We start from the raw sequence: 24,119 nt of genomic DNA on the forward strand, positions 1-24,119 counted from the left end.
ATGACAAAACATAAGCTACCTGAAATTCTATCTAAGTCCGTTGTGGCAGCGTCTCGTTTGTTTTCGATTGAATCGCTTGAACTTCGCTTTTCAAATGGCGAAGAGCGTACCTACGAGAGGATGAAACCTAGTAATCGTGGCAGTGTGATGATTGTACCGGTGACGGAAGCTGGGGATTTACTTTTAATTAGAGAGTATTCCGTAGGAACAGAACGATATGAATTGGGTTTTCCAAAAGGATTAATTGATCCAGGAGAAACACCAGAACAAGCGGCAAACCGTGAATTAAAAGAAGAAATTGGTATGGGTTCAGATACTCTAACGCCATTAAAACAAGTGGTGTTAGCGCCCTCTTATTTTTCAAGCAAAATGACGTTATTTTTGGGGCAAGGTCTCTATCCGGAAAAGTTGGAAGGCGATGAACCAGAAGAATTAGAAGTCATAAAATGGCCTTTGCAGCAGGCGGAAGAGCTATTAACTCATTTGGACTTTTGTGAGGCAAGAAGCATTACCGCTTTGATGCTGGCTTTACGTGTGTTGGTTAAGGAAAAATAAGTATGTCATCATCTAGCGATTTATCTCATTTATTGCCAGAAGTGATTGGTATTGCTCGCACTGCTGGTCAGCGTGTGCTTGAAATTTACCATAAAAAAGAATATCAAGCTTTTGTGAAAGAAGACGATACACCGGTGACAACGGCAGACTATGCCGCACACAAAATCATTATGCAAAGCTTAGCCGATTTAACGCCAAATATTCCGATTTTATCGGAAGAAGATGCGGATATTAGCTTAAAGAAACGCTCGAAATGGGACCGTTATTGGCTAGTGGATCCGCTTGATGGTACACAAGAATTTATCGCGCGTAGTGGTGATTTTGCCACGGTGATTGCTTTAATTGAAAATAACCATCCAGTGATGGGGGTCGTGTACGCGCCGGTTTCTGGGGTCACTTATTTTGCTTATCAAGGTAAAGGGTCTTGGAAAATTCCTGAGATGGATGACAGTATTCGTATCCATACCCACAAACATGAAACTCCAGAGCAGTCGATTGCAATCGCGATTAGCCGTCGTCAAAACATCAATCGAATTACCGATAACTTATCACCTGCGCGCAATTATGAACTGGTGCCATTAGGGTCTGCGGCATTAAAAGCATGCTTAGTCGCTGAAGGTGCCGTTGATTGTTATATTCGTTTAGGGCCGACAGGTGAATGGGATACCGCTGCAACACAGTGTATTGTTGAAGAGGCGGGTGGTCGAATTCTTAGTACCAAGTTGGAGCCTTTGTCTTACAACGAACGAGATACGCTGGAAAACCCTAATTTCATTGTTCTAGGGGATGAAAGCATTGGTTGGGATGACATTTTGATTGGGAATTTAGAGCGCACATAATAACAAAGCCGGGTCATCAGACTCAGCTTTGTTTGATCAATCGCATAGGTTCTTTGAAATGCTCGAGTATTGGATGCGAGTATTTACATATAAGAGTGTTCACCAGACTCATGATCGGTTGAATCACGAACCGCCGTTAATTCACCAGCAAATTGCTCAATCAGTTGTTTCTCGATGCCTTCTTTTAGCGTCACATCGACCATAGAACAACCATTACAGCCACCACCGAATTGAACCAATGCTACACCAGAATCTGAAATGCTGATTAAGCTAACATGGCCACCGTGGCTGGCTAATTGTGGGTTGACTTGGGTTTGAATTGCATATTCAACACGCGCCATTAAAGGGGCATCATCGTCTAACTTACGCATTTTAGCATTGGGCGCTTTTAGTGTGAGCTGAGAACCCATTTTATCGGTAACAAAGTCAATTTCGGCTTCTTCTAAGAAAGGCAGACTCAGTTCATCAATGTAAGCATTAAAACCGCTAAAGTTTAAAATGGTGTCAGAAGCTTCTGCAGACTCAGGTGGGCAGTAAGAGACACCACACTCAGCGCTTGGTGTTCCTGGATTGACCACGAAAACACGAATATGCGTTTCATTGGGTTGCTGTTCGAGTAATTTTGCGAAGTGCGATTGAGCACTTTCTGTAATAGTAATTGACACGACTAATACCTGACTATTTTAGTGGGCTTTTAAGCTATTTTACTCCTCTTGTCGTATGAATCCAGACCAATTTTCTTTTAATCGATAGAAAGTTGAATTAGACCTTGATTTGACGAGAATTAATTGAGGATTTAATCACTTAGGTTCAGGTGTGCGAGAAAGGCAATAGACATCGATTGTTTCTACTTTACAGCGACGCAATGCTTGGCATAAAGGCAATAAAGTACTTCCAGTGGTGACCACGTCATCAATTAAAGCGATATGTTTATGGGTGGGGCTTTGGCGTAACTCAAAGGCATGACGTACGTTATGTAGGCGCTCTTTTCGATTCAACCCTTTTTGTTGCACTGTTGCCTGTGTCCGTCGAAAGACCTGATTATTCACGGAGCAATGAATTCCCTTCTTCTGCCATTGAGCTGATAATTGATGTGCTAACTCCTCACTTTGATTAAAATTTCGCTTTAATAAACGTTGCCAATGTAAAGGGACGGGGATTAGTTCTGGGGCCGGTTTTTTAATGATAGGGGATAATAATCCGCTTAAATCGGCGGCTAGCCAAAATTGTTTTTGGTATTTTAAGGCTTGGATGTATTGCTTGAGTGGTGCTTGATAATCACTTATGCAATATAAGTTATCCCACGGTGGTGGATGAGACAAACATTGACCACATTGCTCGACAGATGCCAAAGTGGGCAAGCCGCAGCGCTGGCATCGAGGAGTTGTATGCCTAAGGCGGCTTACACAGTGGTCACACCATAAGTGAAATGAATGGTTTAGTAGCCTATTGTTATTATCGCTGCCGTAGTGAATACGCTGATCAATGGTAAGGCGACATAAGTGGCATTGGCGTGGCAACCCTTGTTTTATCTTTTGTAATAAGGTCATGTGTAATAAAGTCATGGTTCGAGTCGAAATGAAATTGATTGGTCCGGTTTAGAGTGAAAATGCCGTATAATCATGCCAAGACTGGCGCCCACGGGGTATGAATTTAGTAGGAAAAAGTATGACAACACTGCATTGGCAATCTCAGGGTGAAGGGCAAGACATCGTATTAATTCACGGATGGGGAATGAACGGTGCCGTATGGCAGACAACCATGGATACCTTATCGCAGCTGTTTCGAGTACATAGTGTTGATTTACCGGGATATGGATTAAGTCATGAACAATCAGCCATAGATTTAGACGATATTTGCCAACAAGTGTTGGCGGGCGCCCCTGAAAAAGCGGTGTACCTTGGCTGGTCTTTGGGCGGATTAGTGGCAACCAATATTGCCCTTAAACACCCTGAAAGAGTCAATAAATTGATTACGGTCGCTAGCTCGCCTAAATTTGCAGCAGAAAAAGGTTGGCGAGGAATAATGCCCAAAGTTCTAACGGATTTTACTCAGCAGCTAACCAGTAATTTCAAATTGACCATTGAAGGCTTTATGATACTGCAAGCGCTTGGTAGTCCTTCTGCTCGTCATGATGTTAAAGCGATTAAAAAGCAGGTTTTCTCTCGTCCAATGCCAAATCCACAGGCACTTAAAGTAGGATTAGGTATTTTATCACAAGTGGATTTACGCCCAGCGTTATCAGATATAACGGTGCCGATGCTTCGTTTGTACGGTCGTTTGGATGGATTGGTGCCGAATAAAATTGCGGATGCGGTCGCTAACTACGTCCCAGAGAGTGAAAGTTACGTTTTTCAATCTTCTTCTCACGCTCCTTTTATGACTGAACATGGATTGTTTTGCGAAAAGGTAGAAACATTCGTGAGCGAAAAATAAAGACGGTTCGCCCATAAAATAATGATGTTAGATGTTCTTTGAAAGCATAGGGTACCTAAACATCATTTATTCCTGAATTTGCAGTTTAATGCCCAGTGATTTAATAATGTCATTAATTTCTTGAGGTGGGGTTTGGTCGGTTACGATCAAATCCACATCTTGAATCGTGCCTAAATTGACCATCGCATTACGACCGAATTTTGAATGATCGACAGGCAAGAATACTGCGCGGCTATTTTCAATAATGGCACGTTTTACACGCACTTCGTGATAATCGAAATCGAGTAATGAGCCATCAAAATCAACGCCACTGATCCCCAAGATGCCAAAATCTAAACGAAATTGAGAAATAAAATCGAGCGTTGCTTCCCCTGTCACTCCGCCATCTCTGTTGCGTACTTCACCACCTGCGAGAATGACTCTGAAATCGGGTTTGGTCATTAAAATAATGGCAGCATTAATGTTGTTGGTGACGACTCGAAGTTGTTGGTGATTTTCGAGTAATGCTTTAGCCACCGCTTCTGGGGTGGTCCCAATATCGATAAATAAGGTTGAACCATCAGGAATGTGTTTGACTAAAGCTTGAGCGATTCGATTTTTTTCATTTTGGTGCATGACTTTACGATCGCTATAAGGGGAGTTTTCTGCGCTATTAGCAAGGGTGGCACCACCATGATTACGGCGTATTCTGTTGCTATCGGCTAGCTCGTTTAAATCACGACGGATGGTTTGAGGGCTAACATCAAACATGGCGACTAAATCATCGGTACTGACATAGCCCTGTGATTTGACTAGCTCAATGATTTTTTGATGCCTTTCACTCGCTTTCACGCTATTTCCTTATATCTGATGGCTGTGTTGAGTGCCAAGCAGTGTACGTGATAAGCATAATGAAAGGCAATTTATCGCCTTTCAATTCACGCTGATAATGCTCAAAACGTTAAACTTATCCCACCTTTTGAGCGGAATCGAGCATGTTTGCTGTTCCTTCGGCCTGTTGAGGGGATGTTCGAGTTGATTTTTTTTCAATGTACTCGTTCACCGCGTTTTGTTCGTCGGCATTTAAGGTGATGCCTAACTTGGTACGGCGCCATAATACATCTTGCGCAGTTAACGCATATTCATGCTCGATTAAGTAATCGATCTCGCATTGATAAACGCCTTGACCAAAATGCTGTCCCATTTGGGATTCTTCTTTTATGCCTTTTACGAGCGTTTTCGCGTGAGAGCCGTATTGACGGCAGTAACGACGAATGGTTTTATCGTTTAACCAAGCGCATTGTTGGCGAAGTTTCATTGTTAATAAATTTTCATCATACCCTTCAGCGCCTGGTAATAGAGACTCTGCCGTCCAACTGTTTCCCATTTGAGGGAAGAAAGGGGAGAGTTGTTTCATTGCCGCTTCCGCTAGCTTACGGTAAGTGGTGAGTTTTCCTCCAAAAATAGATAATAATGGCGCGTCTGCTCCTTCTTGCTCGAGTGATAACGTGTAATCACGTGTAATCGCTTGAGGAGAATCCGATTCATCATCACATAATGGTCGTACTCCACTGTATGTAGACACGACGTCATCACGCTTAATCTGATGAATAAAGTGTTTATTAACAACATCAATTAAGTAGTCGATTTCTTGATCATCAATTGTGACGTTTCGAGCATCGCCTTTGAATTCGACATCAGTGGTGCCAATTAAAGAATAATCTTCAAGGTAAGGGATGACGAAAACAATACGTTGGTCATCATTTTGTAGGATGTAAGCTTGTTCTTCATTATGGATTTTCGGCACAATGATGTGTGAACCTTTGATCAAGCGAATTCCGTAAGGTGACTGGGCGTCCATGTTGTCAGTGATAAAGCTACGCACCCAAGGACCTGTCGCATTCACTAATGCATGAGAGTGGCGTTCGAAGCGAGTATTGGTGCGTTTGTCGAACAGTGTGACTGCCCAAATATCCCCAACACGCTCTGCTTTTTCAACATGGCAATAGTTCTTAATTTCTGCGCCATGCTGGTCAGCTTGCTGAATGTTGAGTAACACTAGTCGTGCATCATCAACCCAGCAGTCTGAATATTCAAACCCTTTAACCATTTCATCTTTTAATACATGGGTTTGGCGAAAATCAACGCCATGGCTGCCTTTTAATGTTTCATTTTTAGCAAAAAATCCGCGTTTTCCTAGGTGATCGTAAAGGAATAGCCCTGCACGGATCATCCATGCTGGGCGTAGAAATGGGCGATGAGGTAAGCGAAAGCGCATTGGTTTTGCAATATGAGGGGCTTTTTTTAGTAGTACTTCACGTTCAGCGAGAGACTCGGAGACAAGACGAAATTCATAATGCTCAAGATAGCGCAAGCCACCATGAATTAACTTTGAACTGGCAGAAGACGTTGCTGAAGCGAAGTCACTTGATTCATATAAACCGACTTTCAAGTTTCGGCCGGATGCATCCGCCGCGATGCCTGCACCATTGATCCCACCGCCAACAATAATAAGATCCAACACTTCATTTACATTTTCTTGCTTGTTCATCTTTAACCTCTGTTCGAATTTATAAGTTTAATGTTCGTTCGAGCATTTGTGGCTAATCTACCGAAAATAATAATTAAGTCTAGTGTATTTTTTATGAATTACGACTTTTAACTCGTTTAAATTAAAGTAACTATTTGTTTTTAATTGAATGTTTTGTTTTTGTTCATGTTGTTATTATTTAATAAACCTATGCCACTACTGTTCTTATAGCTTATATGTATGATTTTTTGCCATATTAATGAGGATTTAATGCGCAAACGATTAAAAATATGAGCGTACGCACATTTGTGGTGTTTGTTTGTTTACATTCTAGAAACATATTGTAGTTTTACGGTCGAATTCTTCCAATAACTAAAAAGAATGGGTCGTCTCTATGTCTTTAGAAAAAGTGCAAACCAATAAAAATAAACAATTGCTCGGGGAATGTATTGCGGAATTTATCGGTACAGGGTTACTGATATTTTTCGGCGTCGGGTGTGTGGCAGCTTTAGTGTTAACTGGAGCTAGTTTTGGCCAATGGGAAATCAGTATTATTTGGGGGATAGGGGTCGCGATAGCGATTTACTGTACAGGAGGCGTGTCTGGTGCGCACATCAACCCTGCTGTGACTATTGCGCTCGCCTTATTCCACGGTTTTGATAAGCGTAAAGTGTTGCCTTATATTGGCTCACAATTGCTCGGTGCATTCAGTGCGGCTGCATTAGTGTATGGCTTATATAGCAATTTGTTTACCGACTATGAGCTCACACATAATATGGTGCGTGGCTCACAAGAGAGCTTAGCGTTAGCAGGTATCTTCTCTACTTATCCCAATCCTTTACTCAGTTTTGGTGGTGCGTTTGCGGTGGAGTTTGTGATTACCGCGGTACTAATGTTCGCGATTCTTGCTTTAGGCGATGATCGCAATGGTGCTCCAAATGGCTCGGCAACACCATTACTTGTTGGTTTATTGATTGCGGTTATTGGTGGATCTCTTGGGCCACTAACGGGTTTTGCGATGAACCCAGCTCGGGACTTTGGTCCTAAATTCTTTGCCTACCTTGCCGGTTGGGGGGATATGGCATTAACCGGAGGTAAGGATATTCCTTATTTCATCGTACCAATCTTAGCACCAATTTTGGGTGCATCATTTGGTGGCTGGTTATACCCAAAAGTCATTGGTTTTTATTTACCGAACAATCAGAACACGGTAAATGAACCGGCAGACACATCTTCAGAAGATAATGCCCCTCAAGTATCAACGAATGTTTAAACATCACGATAAAAATTTCACCGATTTTAAATAGGAAAATATCATGGAAAAAAAATATATCGTCGCTTTAGATCAAGGCACAACTAGCTCTCGCGCCGTCGTACTCGATCGTGATGCCAACATTGTTTGTAGCGCACAACGTGAATTCACGCAAATTTACCCTGAAGCGGGTTGGGTTGAACATGATCCACTAGAAATTTGGGCTACACAAAGTTCAACGTTGGTTGAAGCGTTAGCTAAAGGTGGTCTTCATTCTGATGAAATCGCCGGCATTGGTATTACCAACCAACGTGAAACGACGATTGTGTGGAATCGTTCAACAGGCAAGCCAATTTATAACGCGATTGTGTGGCAGTGTCGTCGGACCGCCAGTATTTGTGAAGAATTAAAAAAAGCCGGTTTAGAAGAATATATTCTTGAAAATACCGGTTTAGTGGTTGACCCATACTTCTCTGGCACCAAAGTAAAATGGATTTTAGATAATGTGGAAGGCGCTCGTGAGCAGGCTGAAAATGGTGAGCTTGCTTTTGGTACCGTCGATTCATGGTTAATTTGGAATATGACACAAGGTCGCACTCATGTCACCGATCCGACTAATGCGAGCCGTACCATGCTCTTTAACATCAACACACTTGAGTGGGATGAAAAATTACTCGATGCGATGGGCATTCCGAAATCCATGATGCCAGAAGTGAAGTCCTCTTCAGAAGTTTACGCACAAACCAATATTGGTGGTAAAGGCGGAACGCGTATTCCAATCGCCGGGATTGCCGGTGATCAGCAAGCGGCGTTATTTGGTCAAATGTGTGTAGAAGCTGGGCAAGCGAAGAACACTTACGGCACCGGTTGTTTCTTATTAATGAATACCGGTGATAAGAAAGTGACGTCGCGTAACGGTTTGTTAACCACGCTGGCGTGCGGGCCAAAAGGCGAAGTCAGCTACGCATTAGAAGGCGCAGTATTCATGGGCGGCGCCTCGATTCAATGGTTGCGTGATGAATTACAATTAATTGGTGATGCGGCGGATACGGAGTATTTTGCCACTAAAGTAGAAACTTCTAATGGTGCTTATGTGGTGCCAGCCTTCACTGGCCTTGGTGCGCCGCACTGGGACCCATATGCTCGTGGCGCTATTGTGGGTTTAACTCGCGGGGTTAACCGTAACCATATCATTCGCGCGACATTGGAAAGTATTGCGTATCAATCATTGGATGTTATTTCGGCAATGCAAGCAGATTCAGGTATCAAACTGGATTTCTTAAAAGTAGATGGCGGAGCAGTGGCAAATAACTTCTTAATGCAATTCCAATCGGATGTATTGAATACCGAAGTGCAACGCCCAGTAGTGACGGAAGTCACTGCATTAGGCGCGGCTTACCTTGCGGGTCTAGCCGTTGGATTCTGGGGCAGTATTGATGAGTTGAAACATAAGTCAGTACTTGATCGTTCATTCCAACCTTGTGCTGATGATGGTAAACGTGAACGTCGTCATACTGGCTGGAAGCGCGCGGTTGAATGTGCCAAAGGTTGGGTGACCGAATAAGTGACTCATCGCTATTGAGTTATTCAATCTATAAAGGCTCATATAAGAAGCCTACAGCGGAAAATAAACGACGAGCATAGAATGGATGGAAACATTATTTTTATGCTCGAGTTTCATGAATAACCATGTGCTAAAGAGGCCGTGGTTATTTATTTTAAACCTCATGTTTTTATTCGATGGAAAGGGACTGTACTTGCGTGGTGCGCAGGTATTTTGTTGATCTTAACAAAAACCGTTTTCCTCAAAATAAAATATGTTCTCAAACAAGACTAATAATAGAGGTCATTATGATCCATATTTTTAAGCCTAAGGCGCATATAGAGCGTTTGGCTGATGACAAGATAAGCTCCACCTATACCCGTTTACGCTGGCAACTTTTTTTAGGCATATTTTTTGGCTATGCGGGTTATTACTTAGTACGTAAAAATTTCAGTTTGGCGATGCCATACTTGATTGAAGAAGGTTTTACTCGTGGACAATTGGGCGTAGCACTTTCTGCCGTGTCCATCGCTTATGGTTTATCTAAGTTTTTAATGGGCAGTGTGTCCGACCGCTCTAATCCAAGGTATTTCTTAACGGTCGGCTTGGTCATGTCGTCATTAATCATGTTGTGTTTTGGATTTATGCCATGGGCAACAGGCAGCGTGACCGCTATGTTTATTTTACTTTTCTTGAACGGTTGGTTCCAAGGTATGGGCTGGCCAGGTTGTGGCCGTACCATGGTGCATTGGTGGTCGAAAAAAGAACGTGGTGAGATTGTTTCGGTTTGGAATGTCGCGCATAACGTGGGTGGCGGTTTAATTGGTCCATTATTCTTACTTGGCTTATGGGCATTTAACGATGACTGGCGTTCGGCGTTTTATGTTCCTGCTTTTGCAGCGTTATTGGTTGCTTTTTATATTTGGATGACGGTGCGTGATACACCTCAATCATGTGGTTTGCCGCCAATTGAAGAGTACAAAGATGATTACCCAGAAGATTATAGTGAGAATCATGAGAAAGAGCTGTCAGCCAAAGAGATTTTCTTCCAGTTTGTCTTTAATAATCCAGTATTGTGGATTATTGCGGTTGCTAACGCCTTCGTTTATTTAATCCGTTATGGTGTGCTCGATTGGGCACCTGTTTATCTTGGTGAAGTGAAACACTTTACGGTTGATAAATCCTCATGGGCTTATTTCCTTTATGAGTGGGCCGGTATTCCAGGAACCTTACTGTGCGGTTGGATTTCAGATAAGTTATTTAAAGGTAAACGCGCACCAGCCGGTATCTTATTTATGGTACTTGTTACTATCGCGGTTCTTGTTTACTGGTTTAACCCACCGGGGCAACCTACCATTGATATGCTGGCCTTGATCACCATTGGTTTCTTAATCTATGGACCGGTTATGCTGATTGGTTTGTACGCACTAGAACTTGTGCCTAAGAAAGCCGCCGGTACTGCCGCTGGTTTAACGGGTTTATTTGGTTACTTGGGTGGCGCAGTTGCAGCGAACGCGATTCTCGGTTACACCGTGGATCACTTCGGTTGGGATGGCGGCTTTATGGTATTAACTGCAGCCTGTGTGATTTCAATCATTTGCTTTATCGTGGCGCATTTCGGTGAAGGTAAATACCGTGGTGAAAATAGCCTTAAAGTCAAAGTAAGCTAATCATTATTGATTAATGTGTCATCAAAAATTCACTGTGCTTTATTTAGGGGTCACTTTAAAAGAGTACAGTGTTTTTTGTTCGTATTTAAACAACTGTGTTTAAGAGAAGCATATTTAAGATAAATATGATTAACAGACTCGCCTTAAGGAGCAATAAATGTTGTCAACTCACCTTTTTTTGAAAAAAAGACTAATGAAAAAAAGAGCCTGTTTATTGGGTTTAGCTGTGATTTCGAATATTGGTTTAGTAAGTGTTAGTTGGGCTAAAGAGCCGGCTCAAATCGTAGTTGCACACCGTGGTGCTTCTGGGTATTTACCTGAACATACTTTACCTGCAAAAGCGTTAGCTTATGGAATGAAACCCGATTACATCGAGCAAGATGTGGTCATGACTAAAGATGACCAATTGGTAGTTTTGCATGACCATTATTTGGATCGTGTGACTAATGTGGCAACGGCTTTTCCAAACCGTGCTCGAAAAGATGGGCGTTATTACGCCATTGATTTTACCTTGGAAGAAATTAAACAGTTAAAAGTCACCGAAGGGTTTGTGTTGGATGATTCTGGTAACCCTAAAGCTGCATTCCAAGATCGTTTTCCTATTTGGCAATCTAACTTTTCTGTTCCTACCTTTGCCGAAGAAATTGAAATGATTCAAGGTTTAAATAAAACCTTAGGCTATAACGTGGGACTGTACCCTGAGATTAAAGCGCCTGCTTTTCATCGCCATGAAGGGAAAGACATCAGCAAAGCAGTGCTTGTTATGTTGAAACATTATGGGTACACCAGTAAAAACGATAAAGTTTATTTGCAGTCTTTTGATCCAATTGAGCTTAAACGCATTGATAAAGAGTTGATGCCAGAAATGAATATGGATCTCAAACTGGTTCAGTTAATGGCTTATACCGATTGGAATGAAACCATGGTATATCAAGGTGATAAATCAACTCCTTATAGCTACGACTGGATGTTTAAAGTCGATGGAATGCAAAAAGTCGCGAAATATGCCGATGGTATCGGACCATGGAAACCGATGGTGATTGATGAAAAATCAACGCCTTCTAATATCATGGTAATGCCGCTGGTAGCACAGGCCAAAAAAGCTGGGCTGAAGATCCACCCTTACACTTTCCGAGCAGATGAAGGCCGTATTCCGAGTTATGCGAAAGATTTCAATGATATGTTGGATATTTTTTACAACAAGGCTAAGGTCGACGGTGTGTTTACTGATTTTCCAGATAAAGCAGTGAAGTTTTTAAATCGATAATTTTAGGTTGGCCTGATTTAAAAGCTCGAACTGTGGATAGAATTTTTAAAACCAACAGAACCTCAGCTGTGGATAAGAGTGTTTTTTAGTTACTCGCAGCTGAGGTTACTTAGGAAAGGATTAAATGGCAAAATCAATCGTCGTTGTTTCACCACTTATCAACGTCGCTTCTTTAACTTCTCCAGCTGGTTGTGGAATAGTCAAACCATCATATTGGATTGAGTCATCATCTGAGCCATTACAGTAAAGTGCAATGGTGTAGTCTCCAGTTGGTAAAAAGCCAAATTCATATTCGCCAGAAATATTGGCTTCAGCTGTGGCGTATGGTGCAATGGTTCCCTCTGGAACGGTGCTGTTGAACTCTTCATCTTCTTGATCATAAAGATCGCCAAGTTTACCTTGATCTAAATCTTTACCGTCGTACAAATAAACAAAGTTCTTGTCACCCAATGCACATACTGGTGCAGTCACTTTTAGTGTTGCTGCACTCTCATTATCAATAATGGTGACGCCATGTGGCTTGAGAATATAGCCATTATTGTTATTTGCATTGCCGCGCATCACTAAAGATTTACGTAGGTCAAACTCAATGGTGAAAGCTTGGGTGGCATCTTCACTTACCGTAAAGCCACCTAATTGTAATTTATTACTTGGTTGTTTTAGAGGTTGTGTTCCTTGAGCATCATCCACAAAGTTAACGTTAGATTCACTACTGATGTGCAGAATTAAATTTTTATATTCACCAACAGGGATGGGTTGCTGAGTCACGATGAGTTCGGAATCGGAACCTTGGTAGTCTAATAAATCGAGTTGTTGATAATCGACACCCGCAGAGTCTGGTTCGACATCGAGGAAGATACGCTCACCGTTTTGGCGAATGAGTTCAATTTGAGTAAAAGCGATAGTGACGGATTGAGCTTCATCGACTGGTGCATCGGATACGGAAAAGGATACGTTAGCGGTTTTTTCGCTATCCGATGAGTCGGAGTCAGATCCACACCCGGTAAGAATTAAGGCAGATGTTGCGAGCACTGCGGTTAAATATTTCATGATTACATCCCTATAAGATATTTTTATATTGTAAGGATGAGTGTAGTGATAGGTTGCTCAATTGTTAATGAGGTAATTCAAAAGCTGACATTTATTGACAGCGCTATGACTGTGTTTTCGTTGATAGTAGCGTGTTGCGTGAAAAGCAAAAGCAGCCGAGTCTTTTGCTCTTCCTCTTCCTCTTCCTCTTCCTCTTCCTCGCGACTCGAAGCGCTCTCGCCTCTCGCAACAGTCTTTTTGTTTCTTCGAGCCACGAGTACCTAATTTCGGGTTGTGTGCAAAAGCAACAACGATCGAAAAATCGCTCTTCCTCGAAACTAGGAACTCGAAACTCGCTACCTCTTTTCTACTTTTTCGCTTTAGCAAACGCTGCCGCAAACGCGCCACCCATTGCCGCGTTAGCAGGTTCTGCTTGGCGCTGGGTTTGTTGACGCGGAGCCTGACGACGATCGCTATTTGGTTTAGCACTACGTTGTGAGTTTTGTTCACCCGGTTCGTCGCTTAAACGCATAGTCAGGGCGATACGCTTACGCTGAATATCCACTTCCATGACTTTTACTTTCACGATATCACCGGCTTTGACCACTTCACGTGGGTCGGCAACAAAGCGATCGGTTAACGCGGAAATATGCACTAAGCCATCTTGGTGAACCCCGATATCAACAAAGGCACCAAAGTTAGCCACATTCGACACCACGCCTTCTAAAATCATCCCGATTTCCAGATCTTTAACTTCATTGACCCCTTCAGCAAAGGTGGCGGTTTTAAACTCAGGGCGAGGATCTCGGCCTGGTTTATCAAGCTCTTTGATGATGTCAGTCACGGTAGGTAAACCAAAGGTGTCGTCGGTGTAATCGGTGGCGCGTAGGTTGCGTAAGAACTCACTATCACCGAGTAAAGCTTTTGTCGCTTTCCCGGTTTGTTCAGCTATTTTCTTCACTACCGGGTAGGCTTCGGGGTGAACGGAAGATGCATCTAATGGGTTTTTGCCATTCATAATGCGAAGGAAACCCGCACACTGTTCAAAGGCTTTTGGCCCTAAGCGAGGCACTTTTTTCAGCGCAGTACGCGATTCAAAACGACCGAGTTCATCGCGATAAGCAACAATATTTTGCGCCATCGCAGTCGATAAGCCCGCCACGCGAGTCAGTAAAGCGGCAGAGGCCATATTGACATCAACACCGACCGCATTCACACAATCTTCTACTACCGCATCAAGGCGTTTTGCGAGCATAGATTGGCTAACATCATGCTGGTATTGGCCCACCCCAATCGATTTAGGATCAATCTTCACGAGTTCTGCCAATGGGTCTTGCAAGCGACGGGCAATTGACACCGCGCCACGTAATGAAACATCCATATTGGGGAACTCATTGGCCGCTAATTCTGATGCTGAATACACCGAGGCGCCAGCTTCACTGACAATGATTTTTTGCACTTTTAGATTGTGGCGCTTGATGATGTCGGCAACCAAAGTATCGGTTTCACGTGAAGCGGTACCATTACCAATCGCAATTAAATCGACATTGTGCGCTTTGACTAATTTCAAAATGGTATTAGTCGACGCTTCCACTTTGTTATGGGGTTGATGTGGGTAAATGGTTTCGGTGGCGAGCACTTTACCTGTGGCATCGACTACAGCAATTTTAGAACCAGTACGCAAGCCTGGATCTAAACCTAAAGTCGCGCGAGGACCAGCCGGAGCCGCCATCAATAAATCTTTTAGGTTAGTGGCAAACACGTCAATCGCTTCAATTTCAGAGCGTTCTTTCATTGCGCCCATTAATTCCGTTTCTAGGTGCATCGAAATTTTAATGCGCCACGCCCAACTGATCACTTGTTTGCGCCAATTGTCAGCTGGTGCGTTGTTAAAATTAATGCGGTAATGATCGGCTATAATGGTTTCACAATACGAACCACGTACGCTTTCTTCTTGATTTGGATCGGCATTTAGGCTTAATTGTAAGAAGCCTTCATTGCGGCCACGTAGCATTGCCAAGGCACGATGAGAAGGAACACGACTGATCAGCTCGTTGTGTTCAAAGTAGTCTTTAAACTTCTCGCCTTCTTGTTCTTTACCAGTGATCACGCGCGATTGCAGCTCGGCATTTTTTTGCAAGTAAGTACGTACTTTGTCTAAAAGGTCGGCATCTTCAGCCATGCGTTCCATTAAAATAGCGCGAGCACCATCGAGTGCGGTTTTGGTATCGGCAATTGAATCTTTAACGTATTTAGCTGCTTCTACTTCAGGATCGAGTTGTGGGTTTTGCCATAGTGCATTGGCTAGTGGTTCAAGACCCGCTTCAATCGCGATTTGACCTTTAGTGCGACGCTTTGGTTTGTAAGGTAAATAGAGATCTTCTAAGCGGGTTTTGCTATCGGTGGCTAAGATTTCTTTTTCAAGTTCTGGTGTTAGCTTATCTTGCTCACGAATCGATTTTAGAATGGTTTGGCGGCGGTCATCCAGTTCACGTAAATAGCTTAAACGGCTATCTAAATTACGCAGTTGGGTATCGTCTAAGCCGCCGGTGACTTCTTTACGATAACGCGCGATAAAAGGTACAGTGTTGCCATCGTCGATTAAGGTGACCGTGGCAAGAACTTGTTCAACACGAACATTTAATTCTTGAGCGATGATCTGACAGATTTGGTTCTGTTGGCTCATGGTGTCTCTCTTTATTATGATGCTTTTACTATTGCTTAGGATTCTGCAAGCTAATCCACGATGGAGCAAGGGATTAATCCTGAGTTGGCGTGAAATTAACATAATTAATCTGAGCTAGAATAATAAAAGGCTTTGAAAACAAGTAGAATAACCTTAACTTCTAGTCGATTCTTTTTATCAGGGTATTGTTGTGAAAACCAAGCTGATCACCCGAGAGGGCTATAATAAGCTAAAAGCTGAACATGATCATTTGTGGCATGAAAAGCGCCCGGAGATCACTAAGATTGTGACTTGGGCGGCCAGCCTAGGTGACCGAAGTGAAAATGCTGATTTTGGTTTAGACCTATTGAAATCATACTAAATAGTTGGCAGCCTTTTTATTTAAAGGGGGAATAATTAGTACCCATACTATTTTTACATACTATTGAAATTACGAAATCCACTTCCCAGGATAATTCTCTCATCTTACTAGAAACTCATCTGTATCCCATTCCTTATTTCAGCGCTCATTTATATCTAATCATTATGTTATAAATTACCTAAAGTCACTTTGAATCGAGAAGTAAATTATGAGTAAAAAACGGTTGTCAGAAAAAGACCTTTTAGAAGGATTAACAAGTCATGCTGCACACGCTGATGAACTCTCGACTGCAAGTGAAAAAAATTGGGGGACTTATTCGAAAGATGCGGATAAGGCAGATAGCGATTTTCTAATTGACCGACTAGATGTTTTTGACTCTCCCCGAATTGAATTTGAGGAAGGTGAACAAGACCACGAATTAGTTAAGCAAAGAGAGAATTCTCCAGAAATTGACGTAGATATTGATGAGTTGGGCCTTGAAATCTCGGAAAGTGATTACAAGGCCGCGTTGAAGCGAATTGAATCACTGTTTGATGCGGCCGAACCTAGCACTCCTGAAGGTGAAGAGCTAGAAAGGCTAGCGGCAATGGTTGAAGAGTATGAGGAAAAGCACTTCCCCATTTAATAACTGCAACGCACTTCTGTAGGAGAGGAATAAAGTTTCATACTAAACAGTCAAGCAACCCTGATCGAACCGTTTAAGATTAAATATGACCAAAAATAAAGATTCATACTAATTGCTACTTTCAAGTCCGAATAAAGCTATAACTAAGTATTAAAGTATCATACTCGTTGTAATTCACTTTTGGACAAAGGCGTGTTTGCTATAGTCGGTTCGCATCACCTCTGCCAAGTGAACTGACAGAGGAAAAGTGACAAACTTTATTGTAAGTGATCAGACTTTATTGGACTCGATGAAACTATATTGTCTTCTGACAGGGTAATTATGTTTGGAGTTAGCTGGAAAGCGGCAGGGCTGGCGTTCATGCTGGCTTTGCCTGTGGGTCAGGTGTTGGCGAGCGGGCTGAGCAGGCTTGGCGGATGATAGATAATGGCGCATTGGTGATTGATGTGCGCACGACGCAGGAATACGCTGACGGCCACTTACCCGAAGCGCGTAATATTCCTCTCAGTGACGTTGGCACTGGCTTTCATGATATCGATAAGCAGCAACCGATTGTGGTGTATTGCCGCAGCGGTGGTCGTGCTGCGATGGCAATGGAAGCGTTGCAAAAACAGGGCTTCACTCACGTGCACAATGGTGGCGGACTGAACGAAATGCAGGAAACTCAGATGAACACCGGGCCGCTGAATTAGCCCTGTTTAGCACAATGATTTGATTTGAACGGGCCAAACCGCCCCGTTTTGGCTTTATCACTCTCCGCTTATCCCGTTACTGCTTTGTGACATGAGCAATCAGCGTTGGCTTTGCTGGCTGCTCCAGGCTTGACCCAGGCGTGCCAGAGCTTTCAGTACTTTAATCAACCAGCTATCACTCCTTATATAACAAAGTAGGTTGTGAACAGCGGTCGCGAGCAGTAGACTTGCACGAGCTAGAACGCCTGACAGTGTCTATCGCACGTTGATATGTCCGGCGTTGAGCAAATCAGAAACGTCCGGTTTAGCGATATCAAAGAGTAAAAGTAAACATTATCCTTTCATTATGCTGCCGTAAAATCGATATTAAATTTGATGGAGATAAATAATGAACAGCGGTTGGGCTAACTTCTTTCCGTACTTTGCCGGAGCTCTCAAAATTATCGTAACAGCGATTGGTGCCTACTTTGCGATTAAATGGCATTTTGATGAAGATCGCAGAGTGAAGGAAGCGGCAGGTGTGGTATTTGAACCACAAAGCTCTTTGAAAAAATTGTTAAAGATGCTGGCTATCCCTGTCATTCTGACCGTTCTGGTCGTTGCCGTGGTTTACGCGACGAACTGGTATCTCGACTGACCACCTGTGTGAATACCATCGCTGCTTAGCGATGGTAAGTCGTGTATCCAAAGTATGAGGTAAGGTCCATGAGACATCTTTAGACTGTGACTCATCGTTTGTCAGCTAAATCATTTTTGGACATTTATTGGTTAGAGTAAAGATTCGATGCATCGAAACCTTCATGGAACAATGAAAATACTTATTCACCTTAAATGAATAGGCACTCGGATATAAATAATTTACCTAATCATCCACAACTTCAATCGTTACATGCTGAGCACCAAGGTAAGTACCTTCATCCAATTCATAGCGCAAGGTTTCATCACAGTGTGGGCAGTCAAAGGCTTCGTTTGGCTCGATGCACTCATCTTCGAGCCAATCCCAGCCAATATGCTTTTCACAAGTTGGGCATGTCATTCAACAATCCTTACTCATTCAAATACAGCTCTGCCATTCCATCTAAACGGGCTTTTACTGCTTTCCAATTAGGCATCACGCTTGTTAATAAGCGCCAGAATTTCTCACTGTGGTTGTGCTCAGCGATATGACAAAGCTCGTGCAGAATCACGTAATCAATACACTCTTTAGGCGCTTTAATTAGATGAGGGTTGAGCATCAGGTTCCCTTTGGCTTAACAGCTTCCCCATTGCTTTGTCATGGGCAGTACACGAAAGCTGGGGATACCATCAACCCATGTCGCTTGAGGTAATAACTCAGATAGGCGCTCATGGAAAATACGTTCAGCACGAACCTTGTATCAGTTGCGCACCAAAGCTTTAACCATGGAAGTTTTGTCATCGTTAAACCTCGTCAAGTTGACAAGTAACTTACCGCGAGTCATTTTTACCGTTGGTAAGGCTTCTGAATCTTCCACGATCTTCAATACATAACGACGCCCAAGATAGAACTGCATCTCACCGCTAACGTAGTGTTTGGGCTGCACGTACTCCAAATGACCTCGAAACTCTTTCAGGGCATCATAAATCCACTTGGCACGTTTCATTACCGCTTGGTGAATGTCCTCAAGCTCAGCGTCTTCTGGGGTACTAACTGTGACATCACAGTTGGGTTGCACCTTGATGGTAATACTTCGCTTTTTTCCTTGTTTGATAGGCTTACGCAGCACCTCATAGCTCACAGCCTCATCTCCATAGATGAAGCTGTATTCCTCTTTGTTACGTTCGTCAGAGAGTGTTGATGCCATTAATGGTGACCAGCTAAACCTAAGCGAGTGATTTGCACCACTTCTTCGGCAATGACTTGCGCTTTATCGACCCCTAAATCGGCTTTGTTTCCTAAATCGATTCAGCGAGCAAAGCTCCTCATAATCGTTTGAATATTAAACTACACGGTAAGTTTCAGGCATGCCTAGCCCAGTGAGTTTGTTCAACGCCTTTATCATCGCGTAAGTTTCTCCTACCTGACCGTTATAATTTCGCAGGCTCAATCTGCCACCAAGTAGTTGCTTCACTCTGTACATTGCTGTTTCTGAGATTGACCGCCGATGATAACCATACCGTTTTTTCCACTGTTTATTTGAACCATGAAGCTGTTGCCAACTGACCGCTAAGTTACGCGGATGACCTTGTTCCCAGAGCGCGGCGCCTTCCCTCGGTGGAATGAGTACTAAAGCCCGTTTTCTACGAACGGCATCGTGACAGGCTCTTGTGTCGTAAGCACCATCACCTGAGATATTGCGGATTTTGCGATGGGTTTGCTTGAGCAAATTCGGCATAACTTCAGCGTCAGTGACACCGGATAAACTCAGTTCCGCTGCAATAATTTCATGGCTATGGGTATCGACAGCGATATGCAGCTTACGCCACACGCGGCGCTTGCCATCTGTGCCATGTTTCTTCACTTTCCACTCACCTTCGCCATAAACCTTCAAGCCTGTCGAGTCGATAGCCAAGTGCTCAATGGTGCCACGCGTCTTGGTTTTAAAAGCAATCTTGACGGTTTTAGCGCGTTTGCTGATGCAAGTGTAATGTGGGCACGAAAGCGGAATATCAGCCAGTTTAAACACCGAGTTGATAAAGCCTTGTAACGCTCGTAGTGGCATCGAGAAAACACGTTTAACCATCAGCGCGGTGGTAATGGCTAAGTCGCTAAATACGCGTGGTCGACCTTTCCTTGGTTGCTCGGCCTTAGCTTTCCACTGGGCGATAGCGTCCTCATCAATCCAGAAGGTAAGTGAGCCACGATTGATCAGGGCTTGATTGTATTGCTTCCAGTTGATTGTTTTATATCGAGGTTTTGACACGATTGATGGGCGAGTTGATGGGCTATGTCGATCAGATCACCAGCTATGGTTTTAGTTCAACTGATTTAGGAAACAAAGCCGTTGCGACTGTAACGCCCGGCAATTGGCTGATTACTCGGCCAATTACTCGGGAATATCCAACTGGCGCTGGGCAGATGCTTTGCGCTTATAGGCCAGATCCAGACTGGCCAGCTCGCCATGAATGGCCAACAGTGCCTGGGCAAGTTGATAGATAAGCCAGCTGTAACCGCTGAGCGCAAAGTCTTGATGCGCCGCTTCCGGCGAGTCGTCGCTCGATTCAGATGGCAGTTGCTTAAGCAGCTGTTGCTGCAATTGATAACCAAGTCCCAAGGGGAGTTTAGGACAGTCGGGCGTGTTGCCGGCCACATAGTCCGCCAGATAGGCGAACTCTCGCTGCAGCCCACTGGCCACCTGCTTAACTCTGGCATAAGCCGCATCTTCTTCGGCCTTCCAGCGGGTGAGCAGCAGTAGTTCCAAAAGCGTGATCACCCTTATCTGTTTGTTGGCCAGCTCGGTTAGAGTCTGGGCCTCTTTCTTTAATGTTTGGCTTTCCCATTCCAGCGAAAATAGCAGCTTTTTCTGCGCCAGCACCGCCTTCATTGCCGTCTCCAGCGACTTACGGGCATTTTTCGGCTCTTCCTGGCCGGCATTGAGATGCTGCTCCAACACTTGGGTCATGATTTTCAGTGAACTTGCCAGTTGTGCCCGCCAGTCCTGTTTGGCCTTGATTGGCAGCACAAACAGGGAGACCAGCACGGCAATCACGCAGCCGATGAGAATATTGGCGGTACGCCACAGAGCTTCTGAGGTGTCGTGGTTGGCGTCACCTATCACTATGATCATGGTGAACCCAGCTACCAGATAGGCATAGCTGTAACGGCCGGCGTTGAGATAACAGACTATGCTGACCCCGAGGATCAGCAACCCCATCAGATCCCAATAGCCGTTCATCAAGATCACCAAAGAGACCCCATAAGCCGAGCCCAGGCAGGTGCCTACAGCCCGCTGCAGCGATTTTTCGATAGCGCCGCCACCTGTGGCAGGCCCATCATGATGATCACTATGGTGACCATACTCCAGACAAAATGAGGCAAAGACCAGATGGCGTTGATGGCGGCGGCAATAAACAGCGCCAAGGCCAGTTTTACCGTGTGTACGGCACGGGAATGGCGGTAGATAAAATCGGCGAAGGCGGAGGCTCTGGCAAACAGAGGCATGGCAGTGTCTCAAAAAATGTGGTTGACCGTCAGCGGAAATTATGCCAGAGATGCGCGGCGATAGCGTCTCGGGGATGAGCTAAAGATGCAAACTGGGAAGCTGAATTAGCGGCGGATAATATGGTTGTGAGCTGGGTCACGGCTATAGTGCTCTGGGAGTAAGCATCTTTGGCTCCGTCATGCTTTTTCTTCGCTAGATAAGCAGCTAAATCCAGCGTCTGACTTTTTGACAATACAAGCGGTAGCTGTCACCAAAGAGTTGCTGCATTGCCCGTTCTTCCGGAAGGATTTGAAAGCGTTGCAAATAAGCAACAAAAAGGGCGATTAAAAACAGTAACCAGAGACTGTTGAGAAAGACGGCCTGTGCCAGCAGCAAGAGTACAAACCCCAGGTACATGGGGTTGCGTGAGCAGCGGTAAATACCTGAGGTCACCAAGGCCGAACTCTGTTCCGGCACCCTGGGATCCGGCGTGGTTCCATGGCGTTTGAAGCTCAGTACTCCTGCCAAAGGAATAACCAGCCCAGCAGTCAACAGAGAAACAGCGAGCCCCAAACTAAAGGTCGGATGCAGGTTTGAAGAGGGTAAGTAATAGGATGTCAGTTGCAACAGTAGCGCAAACAGCAGCAAGAGCGCCAGGGGTGGCAGTTTCTTTTCCAGTCCGGACATGAATTACACGGTTTTGAGTATTAGGTATCGGTTAAGATGACATGGACAAGGTATTGAATACAAGGACATACCATTGGCTATTCCCGTTTTGGCGCAGCCGCGTTCTGTGCTTTGTGCCAACACCAGTCAGTTTGCCAGTCGATTTGACTGTGGCGATAAAAGACCCGGCCAGGTGCTCGGGTCTTTATCGAACTAAATATGCTTCAAGCGCGATCAGAAGGGAGCGTTGATATCCACCACGTTGATCAACTTGTGGTTGACGAACTCTTTCAGGCCTAAGTCGATCAGTTCACGACCATAGCCGGAGCGGCGGATGCCGCCAAAGGGCAAATCAGCCTTAACCATGGTGGGGTGGTTGACAAACATCATCCCGGTAGAGACTTGCTTGGCTACCGCCAGACCGCGCTGTTCATCGGCGGTGAACACAGAGCCACCGAGGCCGAAGGGCGAATCGTTGGCAATGGCAATCGCTTCCTGTTCATCCTTTGCCTTGAGGATCATGGAGACAGGGCCGAAGAACTCCCAATAGTAAGCCGGATTGTCCGGGGTCACATTGGTAAGTATGGTCGGCTGTACAAAAGCGCCTTGCTCCGGCACTTTGGGACCAACTTCGGTAGCTGTGGCACCATGCTCAACCGCTTCACGAATTTTCTGCTTCACTTCATCGGCAGCACCCTGGGAAGACAGGGGCGCCAGAGTCGTGTTCGGATCCATAGGGTCACCGGCTTTAAGCGCGGCTACGCCTTTGGTATAGCCTTCCATAAACTTGTCATAAATGGCTTCCACCAGGATCATCCGTTTGGATGAAACACATACCTGACCGGCATTCCAGTGACGGCCGAATACCGCCCAATCTATGGTTTTCTCAAGCTCGGCATCTTCCAGCACGATAAAGGCGTCAGAGCCGCCCAGCTCCAGAGTGGATTTTTTCAGCGCCTTACCGGCCTGAGAGGCAATAACGGCGCCTGCACCTTCAGAGCCGGTCAGAGCCACGCCATGTACCTTGGGTGAGTTGATGATCTGCTCGACTTGATCCCGGGTAGCATACAGGTTCTGGAAGGCGCCCTGTGGCAGTCCGGCATCCCGCATCAGGCTCTCAAAAGCGGCGGCGCACTGAGGCACATTGGAAGCGTGTTTCAGCAGCAGGGTGTTGCCGGCAGAAAGTTGCGGAGCCAAGATCCTGGCTATCTGGTAATAGGGGAAGTTCCAGGGTTCAATGGCCAGCAAGACCCCAAGAGGTTCATTGACCAGCAGCGCTTCCCCTTCGGCGGGATCGGCCACAGGCAGTTTCTGCGGTGCCAGCAGTCTCTCGGCATGCTCGGCATAGTATTCGAGGATCTGCGCCGACAGTTCTACTTCGGCCTCGGCCTCTCCAATGACTTTACCCATCTCTAGGGTCAGCAGCTCTGCATAGCGGCGCTTGCTGTCTCTGAGCAGGGCTGCAGCCCGATTGAGTATTTCAGCCTTGTTGGCAAAAGAGGTATTGCGCCAACTCAAAAAGGCCTGGTGGGCCGATTCAATTGCCTCTGTGACTTCGGCATCAGTGGCATTGGGAAATTCTTTGATGAGCTCTCCCGTGAAGGGATTGATCGTTGCATATGCCATGTGTTCCTCCCAGCGTTGCAAGTAATAGGGTATTGATGCCAACTCCTGGCATCGGGTGAAAATGTTTGAAGTTATCGTGGGTTTTGCCCCTCAGAGGCGAGTGGCAAGAAAAAGCTCAAACCTTTCTACGCTTTAAATGGCGACATTTGTGTGATCTTGATCGCATCAGTCGCCTGATGTCTACCGGTCGGTGATTTTTAATCCTTTTTTGTTAATTCTTTGTTTTTAAAAAACTTAAAAATAGCATTCACCAACAAAAATGC

General features: G+C 44.6%; 22 protein-coding genes and 2 pseudogenes. 11 read left to right on the forward strand and 13 right to left on the reverse strand.

The genetic code is table 11. The features are described 5' to 3' along the window. Positions 1 to 555, forward strand: a complete 555-nt coding sequence (nudE, locus tag VCASEI_RS00865; RefSeq protein WP_086962291.1) for an ADP compounds hydrolase NudE — start codon at positions 1 to 3, stop codon at positions 553 to 555. A gap of 2 nt (positions 556 to 557) precedes the next feature. Next, positions 558 to 1,394, forward strand: coding sequence for a 3'(2'),5'-bisphosphate nucleotidase CysQ (cysQ, locus tag VCASEI_RS00870; protein WP_086962289.1), 837 nt, complete (start codon positions 558 to 560; stop codon positions 1,392 to 1,394). 83 nt (positions 1,395 to 1,477) lie between these two features. Here the strand turns inward: cysQ and nfuA are convergent, their stop codons facing one another. Then, positions 1,478 to 2,059, reverse strand: a complete 582-nt coding sequence (nfuA, locus tag VCASEI_RS00875; RefSeq protein ID WP_086962287.1) for a Fe-S biogenesis protein NfuA — start codon at positions 2,057 to 2,059, stop codon at positions 1,478 to 1,480. A 135-nt stretch (positions 2,060 to 2,194) separates the two neighbouring features. Then, on the reverse strand, positions 2,195 to 2,959 hold the full coding sequence (locus VCASEI_RS00880; RefSeq protein WP_226983317.1) for a ComF family protein: 765 nt from the start codon (positions 2,957 to 2,959) through the stop codon (positions 2,195 to 2,197). 103 nt (positions 2,960 to 3,062) lie between these two features. Between VCASEI_RS00880 and bioH the strand changes: the two genes are divergently transcribed. Next, on the forward strand, positions 3,063 to 3,830 hold the full coding sequence (bioH, locus tag VCASEI_RS00885; RefSeq protein WP_089111207.1) for a pimeloyl-ACP methyl ester esterase BioH: 768 nt from the start codon (positions 3,063 to 3,065) through the stop codon (positions 3,828 to 3,830). A gap of 66 nt (positions 3,831 to 3,896) precedes the next feature. Here the strand turns inward: bioH and VCASEI_RS00890 are convergent, their stop codons facing one another. Further along, positions 3,897 to 4,661: a DeoR/GlpR family transcriptional regulator gene (locus tag VCASEI_RS00890; RefSeq protein ID WP_086962283.1), complete on the reverse strand. Its 765-nt coding sequence runs from the start codon at positions 4,659 to 4,661 to the stop codon at positions 3,897 to 3,899. Positions 4,662 to 4,776: 115 nt separating this feature from the next. After that, entirely contained in the window at positions 4,777 to 6,360 is a 1,584-nt protein-coding gene (glpD, locus tag VCASEI_RS00895) for a glycerol-3-phosphate dehydrogenase (RefSeq protein WP_089111208.1), read from the reverse strand. Positions 6,361 to 6,733: 373 nt separating this feature from the next. Between glpD and VCASEI_RS00900 the strand changes: the two genes are divergently transcribed. The 4 genes from VCASEI_RS00900 to glpQ all read left to right on the forward strand — a co-directional run bounded on the left by VCASEI_RS00900 (position 6,734) and on the right by glpQ (position 12,071). Further along, complete coding sequence (locus tag VCASEI_RS00900) at positions 6,734 to 7,612, forward strand: MIP/aquaporin family protein (RefSeq protein WP_086962279.1); 879 nt, start codon at positions 6,734 to 6,736, stop codon at positions 7,610 to 7,612. A gap of 43 nt (positions 7,613 to 7,655) precedes the next feature. After that, positions 7,656 to 9,155, forward strand: coding sequence for a glycerol kinase GlpK (gene glpK / locus VCASEI_RS00905; RefSeq protein ID WP_162620994.1), 1,500 nt, complete (start codon positions 7,656 to 7,658; stop codon positions 9,153 to 9,155). Positions 9,156 to 9,442: 287 nt separating this feature from the next. Continuing rightward, the gene (gene glpT / locus VCASEI_RS00910; protein WP_086962275.1) at positions 9,443 to 10,804 is read left to right on the forward strand and encodes a glycerol-3-phosphate transporter; all 1,362 of its coding nucleotides are present in this window, start codon (positions 9,443 to 9,445) and stop codon (positions 10,802 to 10,804) included. 193 nt (positions 10,805 to 10,997) lie between these two features. Then, positions 10,998 to 12,071 carry a glycerophosphodiester phosphodiesterase gene (glpQ, locus tag VCASEI_RS00915; RefSeq protein WP_089111217.1) on the forward strand — a complete coding sequence of 358 codons (1,074 nt, stop codon included), beginning with the start codon at positions 10,998 to 11,000 and terminating at the stop codon, positions 12,069 to 12,071. A 120-nt stretch (positions 12,072 to 12,191) separates the two neighbouring features. Here glpQ and VCASEI_RS00920 read toward each other — a convergent pair whose 3' ends face one another. Both VCASEI_RS00920 and VCASEI_RS00925 read right to left on the reverse strand, forming a co-directional pair. Further along, the gene (locus VCASEI_RS00920) at positions 12,192 to 13,121 is read right to left on the reverse strand and encodes a DUF4382 domain-containing protein (protein ID WP_089111209.1); all 930 of its coding nucleotides are present in this window, start codon (positions 13,119 to 13,121) and stop codon (positions 12,192 to 12,194) included. Between the two features lie 346 nt (positions 13,122 to 13,467). Next, positions 13,468 to 15,786: a Tex family protein gene (locus VCASEI_RS00925; protein ID WP_089111210.1), complete on the reverse strand. Its 2,319-nt coding sequence runs from the start codon at positions 15,784 to 15,786 to the stop codon at positions 13,468 to 13,470. A gap of 190 nt (positions 15,787 to 15,976) precedes the next feature. Here VCASEI_RS00925 and VCASEI_RS00930 point away from each other — a divergent pair. The 4 genes and pseudogenes from VCASEI_RS00930 to VCASEI_RS00950 form a co-directional block, all read left to right on the forward strand. Then, positions 15,977 to 16,120 (forward strand): annotated as a pseudogene (locus VCASEI_RS00930) (transcription elongation factor GreB); the annotation flags it as partial. Between the two features lie 235 nt (positions 16,121 to 16,355). Next, positions 16,356 to 16,772 carry a hypothetical protein gene (locus tag VCASEI_RS19590; RefSeq protein WP_226983316.1) on the forward strand — a complete coding sequence of 139 codons (417 nt, stop codon included), beginning with the start codon at positions 16,356 to 16,358 and terminating at the stop codon, positions 16,770 to 16,772. Positions 16,773 to 17,188: 416 nt separating this feature from the next. Then, the gene (locus tag VCASEI_RS00945; protein WP_110957750.1) at positions 17,189 to 17,464 is read left to right on the forward strand and encodes a rhodanese-like domain-containing protein; all 276 of its coding nucleotides are present in this window, start codon (positions 17,189 to 17,191) and stop codon (positions 17,462 to 17,464) included. 388 nt (positions 17,465 to 17,852) lie between these two features. Then, positions 17,853 to 18,101, forward strand: a complete 249-nt coding sequence (locus tag VCASEI_RS00950; RefSeq protein ID WP_027695173.1) for a hypothetical protein — start codon at positions 17,853 to 17,855, stop codon at positions 18,099 to 18,101. Between the two features lie 225 nt (positions 18,102 to 18,326). On the opposite strand, the gene VCASEI_RS19535 is transcribed toward VCASEI_RS00950, so the two are convergent. The 7 genes and pseudogenes from VCASEI_RS19535 to VCASEI_RS00980 all read right to left on the reverse strand — a co-directional run bounded on the left by VCASEI_RS19535 (position 18,327) and on the right by VCASEI_RS00980 (position 23,856). Further along, positions 18,327 to 18,500, reverse strand: a complete 174-nt coding sequence (locus VCASEI_RS19535) for a hypothetical protein (RefSeq protein ID WP_089110950.1) — start codon at positions 18,498 to 18,500, stop codon at positions 18,327 to 18,329. 10 nt (positions 18,501 to 18,510) lie between these two features. Beyond that, a pseudogene (locus tag VCASEI_RS00955) lies at positions 18,511 to 19,287 on the reverse strand (M48 family metallopeptidase). Between the two features lie 135 nt (positions 19,288 to 19,422). Further along, positions 19,423 to 20,346: an IS5-like element ISSpu11 family transposase gene (locus VCASEI_RS00960; protein WP_055647290.1), complete on the reverse strand. Its 924-nt coding sequence runs from the start codon at positions 20,344 to 20,346 to the stop codon at positions 19,423 to 19,425. A gap of 123 nt (positions 20,347 to 20,469) precedes the next feature. Next, positions 20,470 to 21,468, reverse strand: a complete 999-nt coding sequence (locus VCASEI_RS00970; RefSeq protein WP_238321395.1) for an FUSC family protein — start codon at positions 21,466 to 21,468, stop codon at positions 20,470 to 20,472. Beyond that, positions 21,363 to 21,584, reverse strand: coding sequence for a hypothetical protein (locus VCASEI_RS19595; RefSeq protein WP_226983326.1), 222 nt, complete (start codon positions 21,582 to 21,584; stop codon positions 21,363 to 21,365). The genes VCASEI_RS00970 and VCASEI_RS19595 overlap by 106 nt, the downstream gene beginning before the upstream one ends. A gap of 205 nt (positions 21,585 to 21,789) precedes the next feature. Further along, positions 21,790 to 22,251, reverse strand: a complete 462-nt coding sequence (locus tag VCASEI_RS00975) for a methyltransferase family protein (protein ID WP_089110951.1) — start codon at positions 22,249 to 22,251, stop codon at positions 21,790 to 21,792. Between the two features lie 213 nt (positions 22,252 to 22,464). Continuing rightward, positions 22,465 to 23,856, reverse strand: coding sequence for an NAD-dependent succinate-semialdehyde dehydrogenase (locus tag VCASEI_RS00980; protein ID WP_089110952.1), 1,392 nt, complete (start codon positions 23,854 to 23,856; stop codon positions 22,465 to 22,467). Positions 23,857 to 24,119: the final 263 nt, after the last annotated feature.

The sequence above is a fragment of the Vibrio casei genome (assembly GCF_002218025.2).
In the GTDB taxonomy this organism is placed as follows: Bacteria; Pseudomonadota; Gammaproteobacteria; order Enterobacterales; family Vibrionaceae; genus Vibrio; species Vibrio casei.

Coding starts and splice junctions, on each gene's coding strand:
- nudE (WP_086962291.1), top strand. CDS start 1: ATGACAAAACATAAGCTACCTGAAATTCTATCTAAGTCCGTTGTGGCA.
- VCASEI_RS00945 (WP_110957750.1), top strand. CDS start 17,189: ATGATAGATAATGGCGCATTGGTGATTGATGTGCGCACGACGCAGGAA.
- glpK (WP_162620994.1), top strand. CDS start 7,656: ATGGAAAAAAAATATATCGTCGCTTTAGATCAAGGCACAACTAGCTCT.
- VCASEI_RS00925 (WP_089111210.1), bottom strand. CDS start 15,786: ATGAGCCAACAGAACCAAATCTGTCAGATCATCGCTCAAGAATTAAAT.
- VCASEI_RS19595 (WP_226983326.1), bottom strand. CDS start 21,584: ATGCCTCTGTTTGCCAGAGCCTCCGCCTTCGCCGATTTTATCTACCGC.
- VCASEI_RS00980 (WP_089110952.1), bottom strand. CDS start 23,856: ATGGCATATGCAACGATCAATCCCTTCACGGGAGAGCTCATCAAAGAA.
- VCASEI_RS00900 (WP_086962279.1), top strand. CDS start 6,734: ATGTCTTTAGAAAAAGTGCAAACCAATAAAAATAAACAATTGCTCGGG.
- VCASEI_RS19535 (WP_089110950.1), bottom strand. CDS start 18,500: ATGACATGCCCAACTTGTGAAAAGCATATTGGCTGGGATTGGCTCGAA.
- glpQ (WP_089111217.1), top strand. CDS start 10,998: ATGAAAAAAAGAGCCTGTTTATTGGGTTTAGCTGTGATTTCGAATATT.
- VCASEI_RS19590 (WP_226983316.1), top strand. CDS start 16,356: ATGAGTAAAAAACGGTTGTCAGAAAAAGACCTTTTAGAAGGATTAACA.
- VCASEI_RS00920 (WP_089111209.1), bottom strand. CDS start 13,121: ATGAAATATTTAACCGCAGTGCTCGCAACATCTGCCTTAATTCTTACC.
- bioH (WP_089111207.1), top strand. CDS start 3,063: ATGACAACACTGCATTGGCAATCTCAGGGTGAAGGGCAAGACATCGTA.
- glpD (WP_089111208.1), bottom strand. CDS start 6,360: ATGAACAAGCAAGAAAATGTAAATGAAGTGTTGGATCTTATTATTGTT.
- VCASEI_RS00880 (WP_226983317.1), bottom strand. CDS start 2,959: ATGACTTTATTACACATGACCTTATTACAAAAGATAAAACAAGGGTTG.
- VCASEI_RS00950 (WP_027695173.1), top strand. CDS start 17,853: ATGAACAGCGGTTGGGCTAACTTCTTTCCGTACTTTGCCGGAGCTCTC.
- cysQ (WP_086962289.1), top strand. CDS start 558: ATGTCATCATCTAGCGATTTATCTCATTTATTGCCAGAAGTGATTGGT.
- VCASEI_RS00975 (WP_089110951.1), bottom strand. CDS start 22,251: ATGTCCGGACTGGAAAAGAAACTGCCACCCCTGGCGCTCTTGCTGCTG.
- glpT (WP_086962275.1), top strand. CDS start 9,443: ATGATCCATATTTTTAAGCCTAAGGCGCATATAGAGCGTTTGGCTGAT.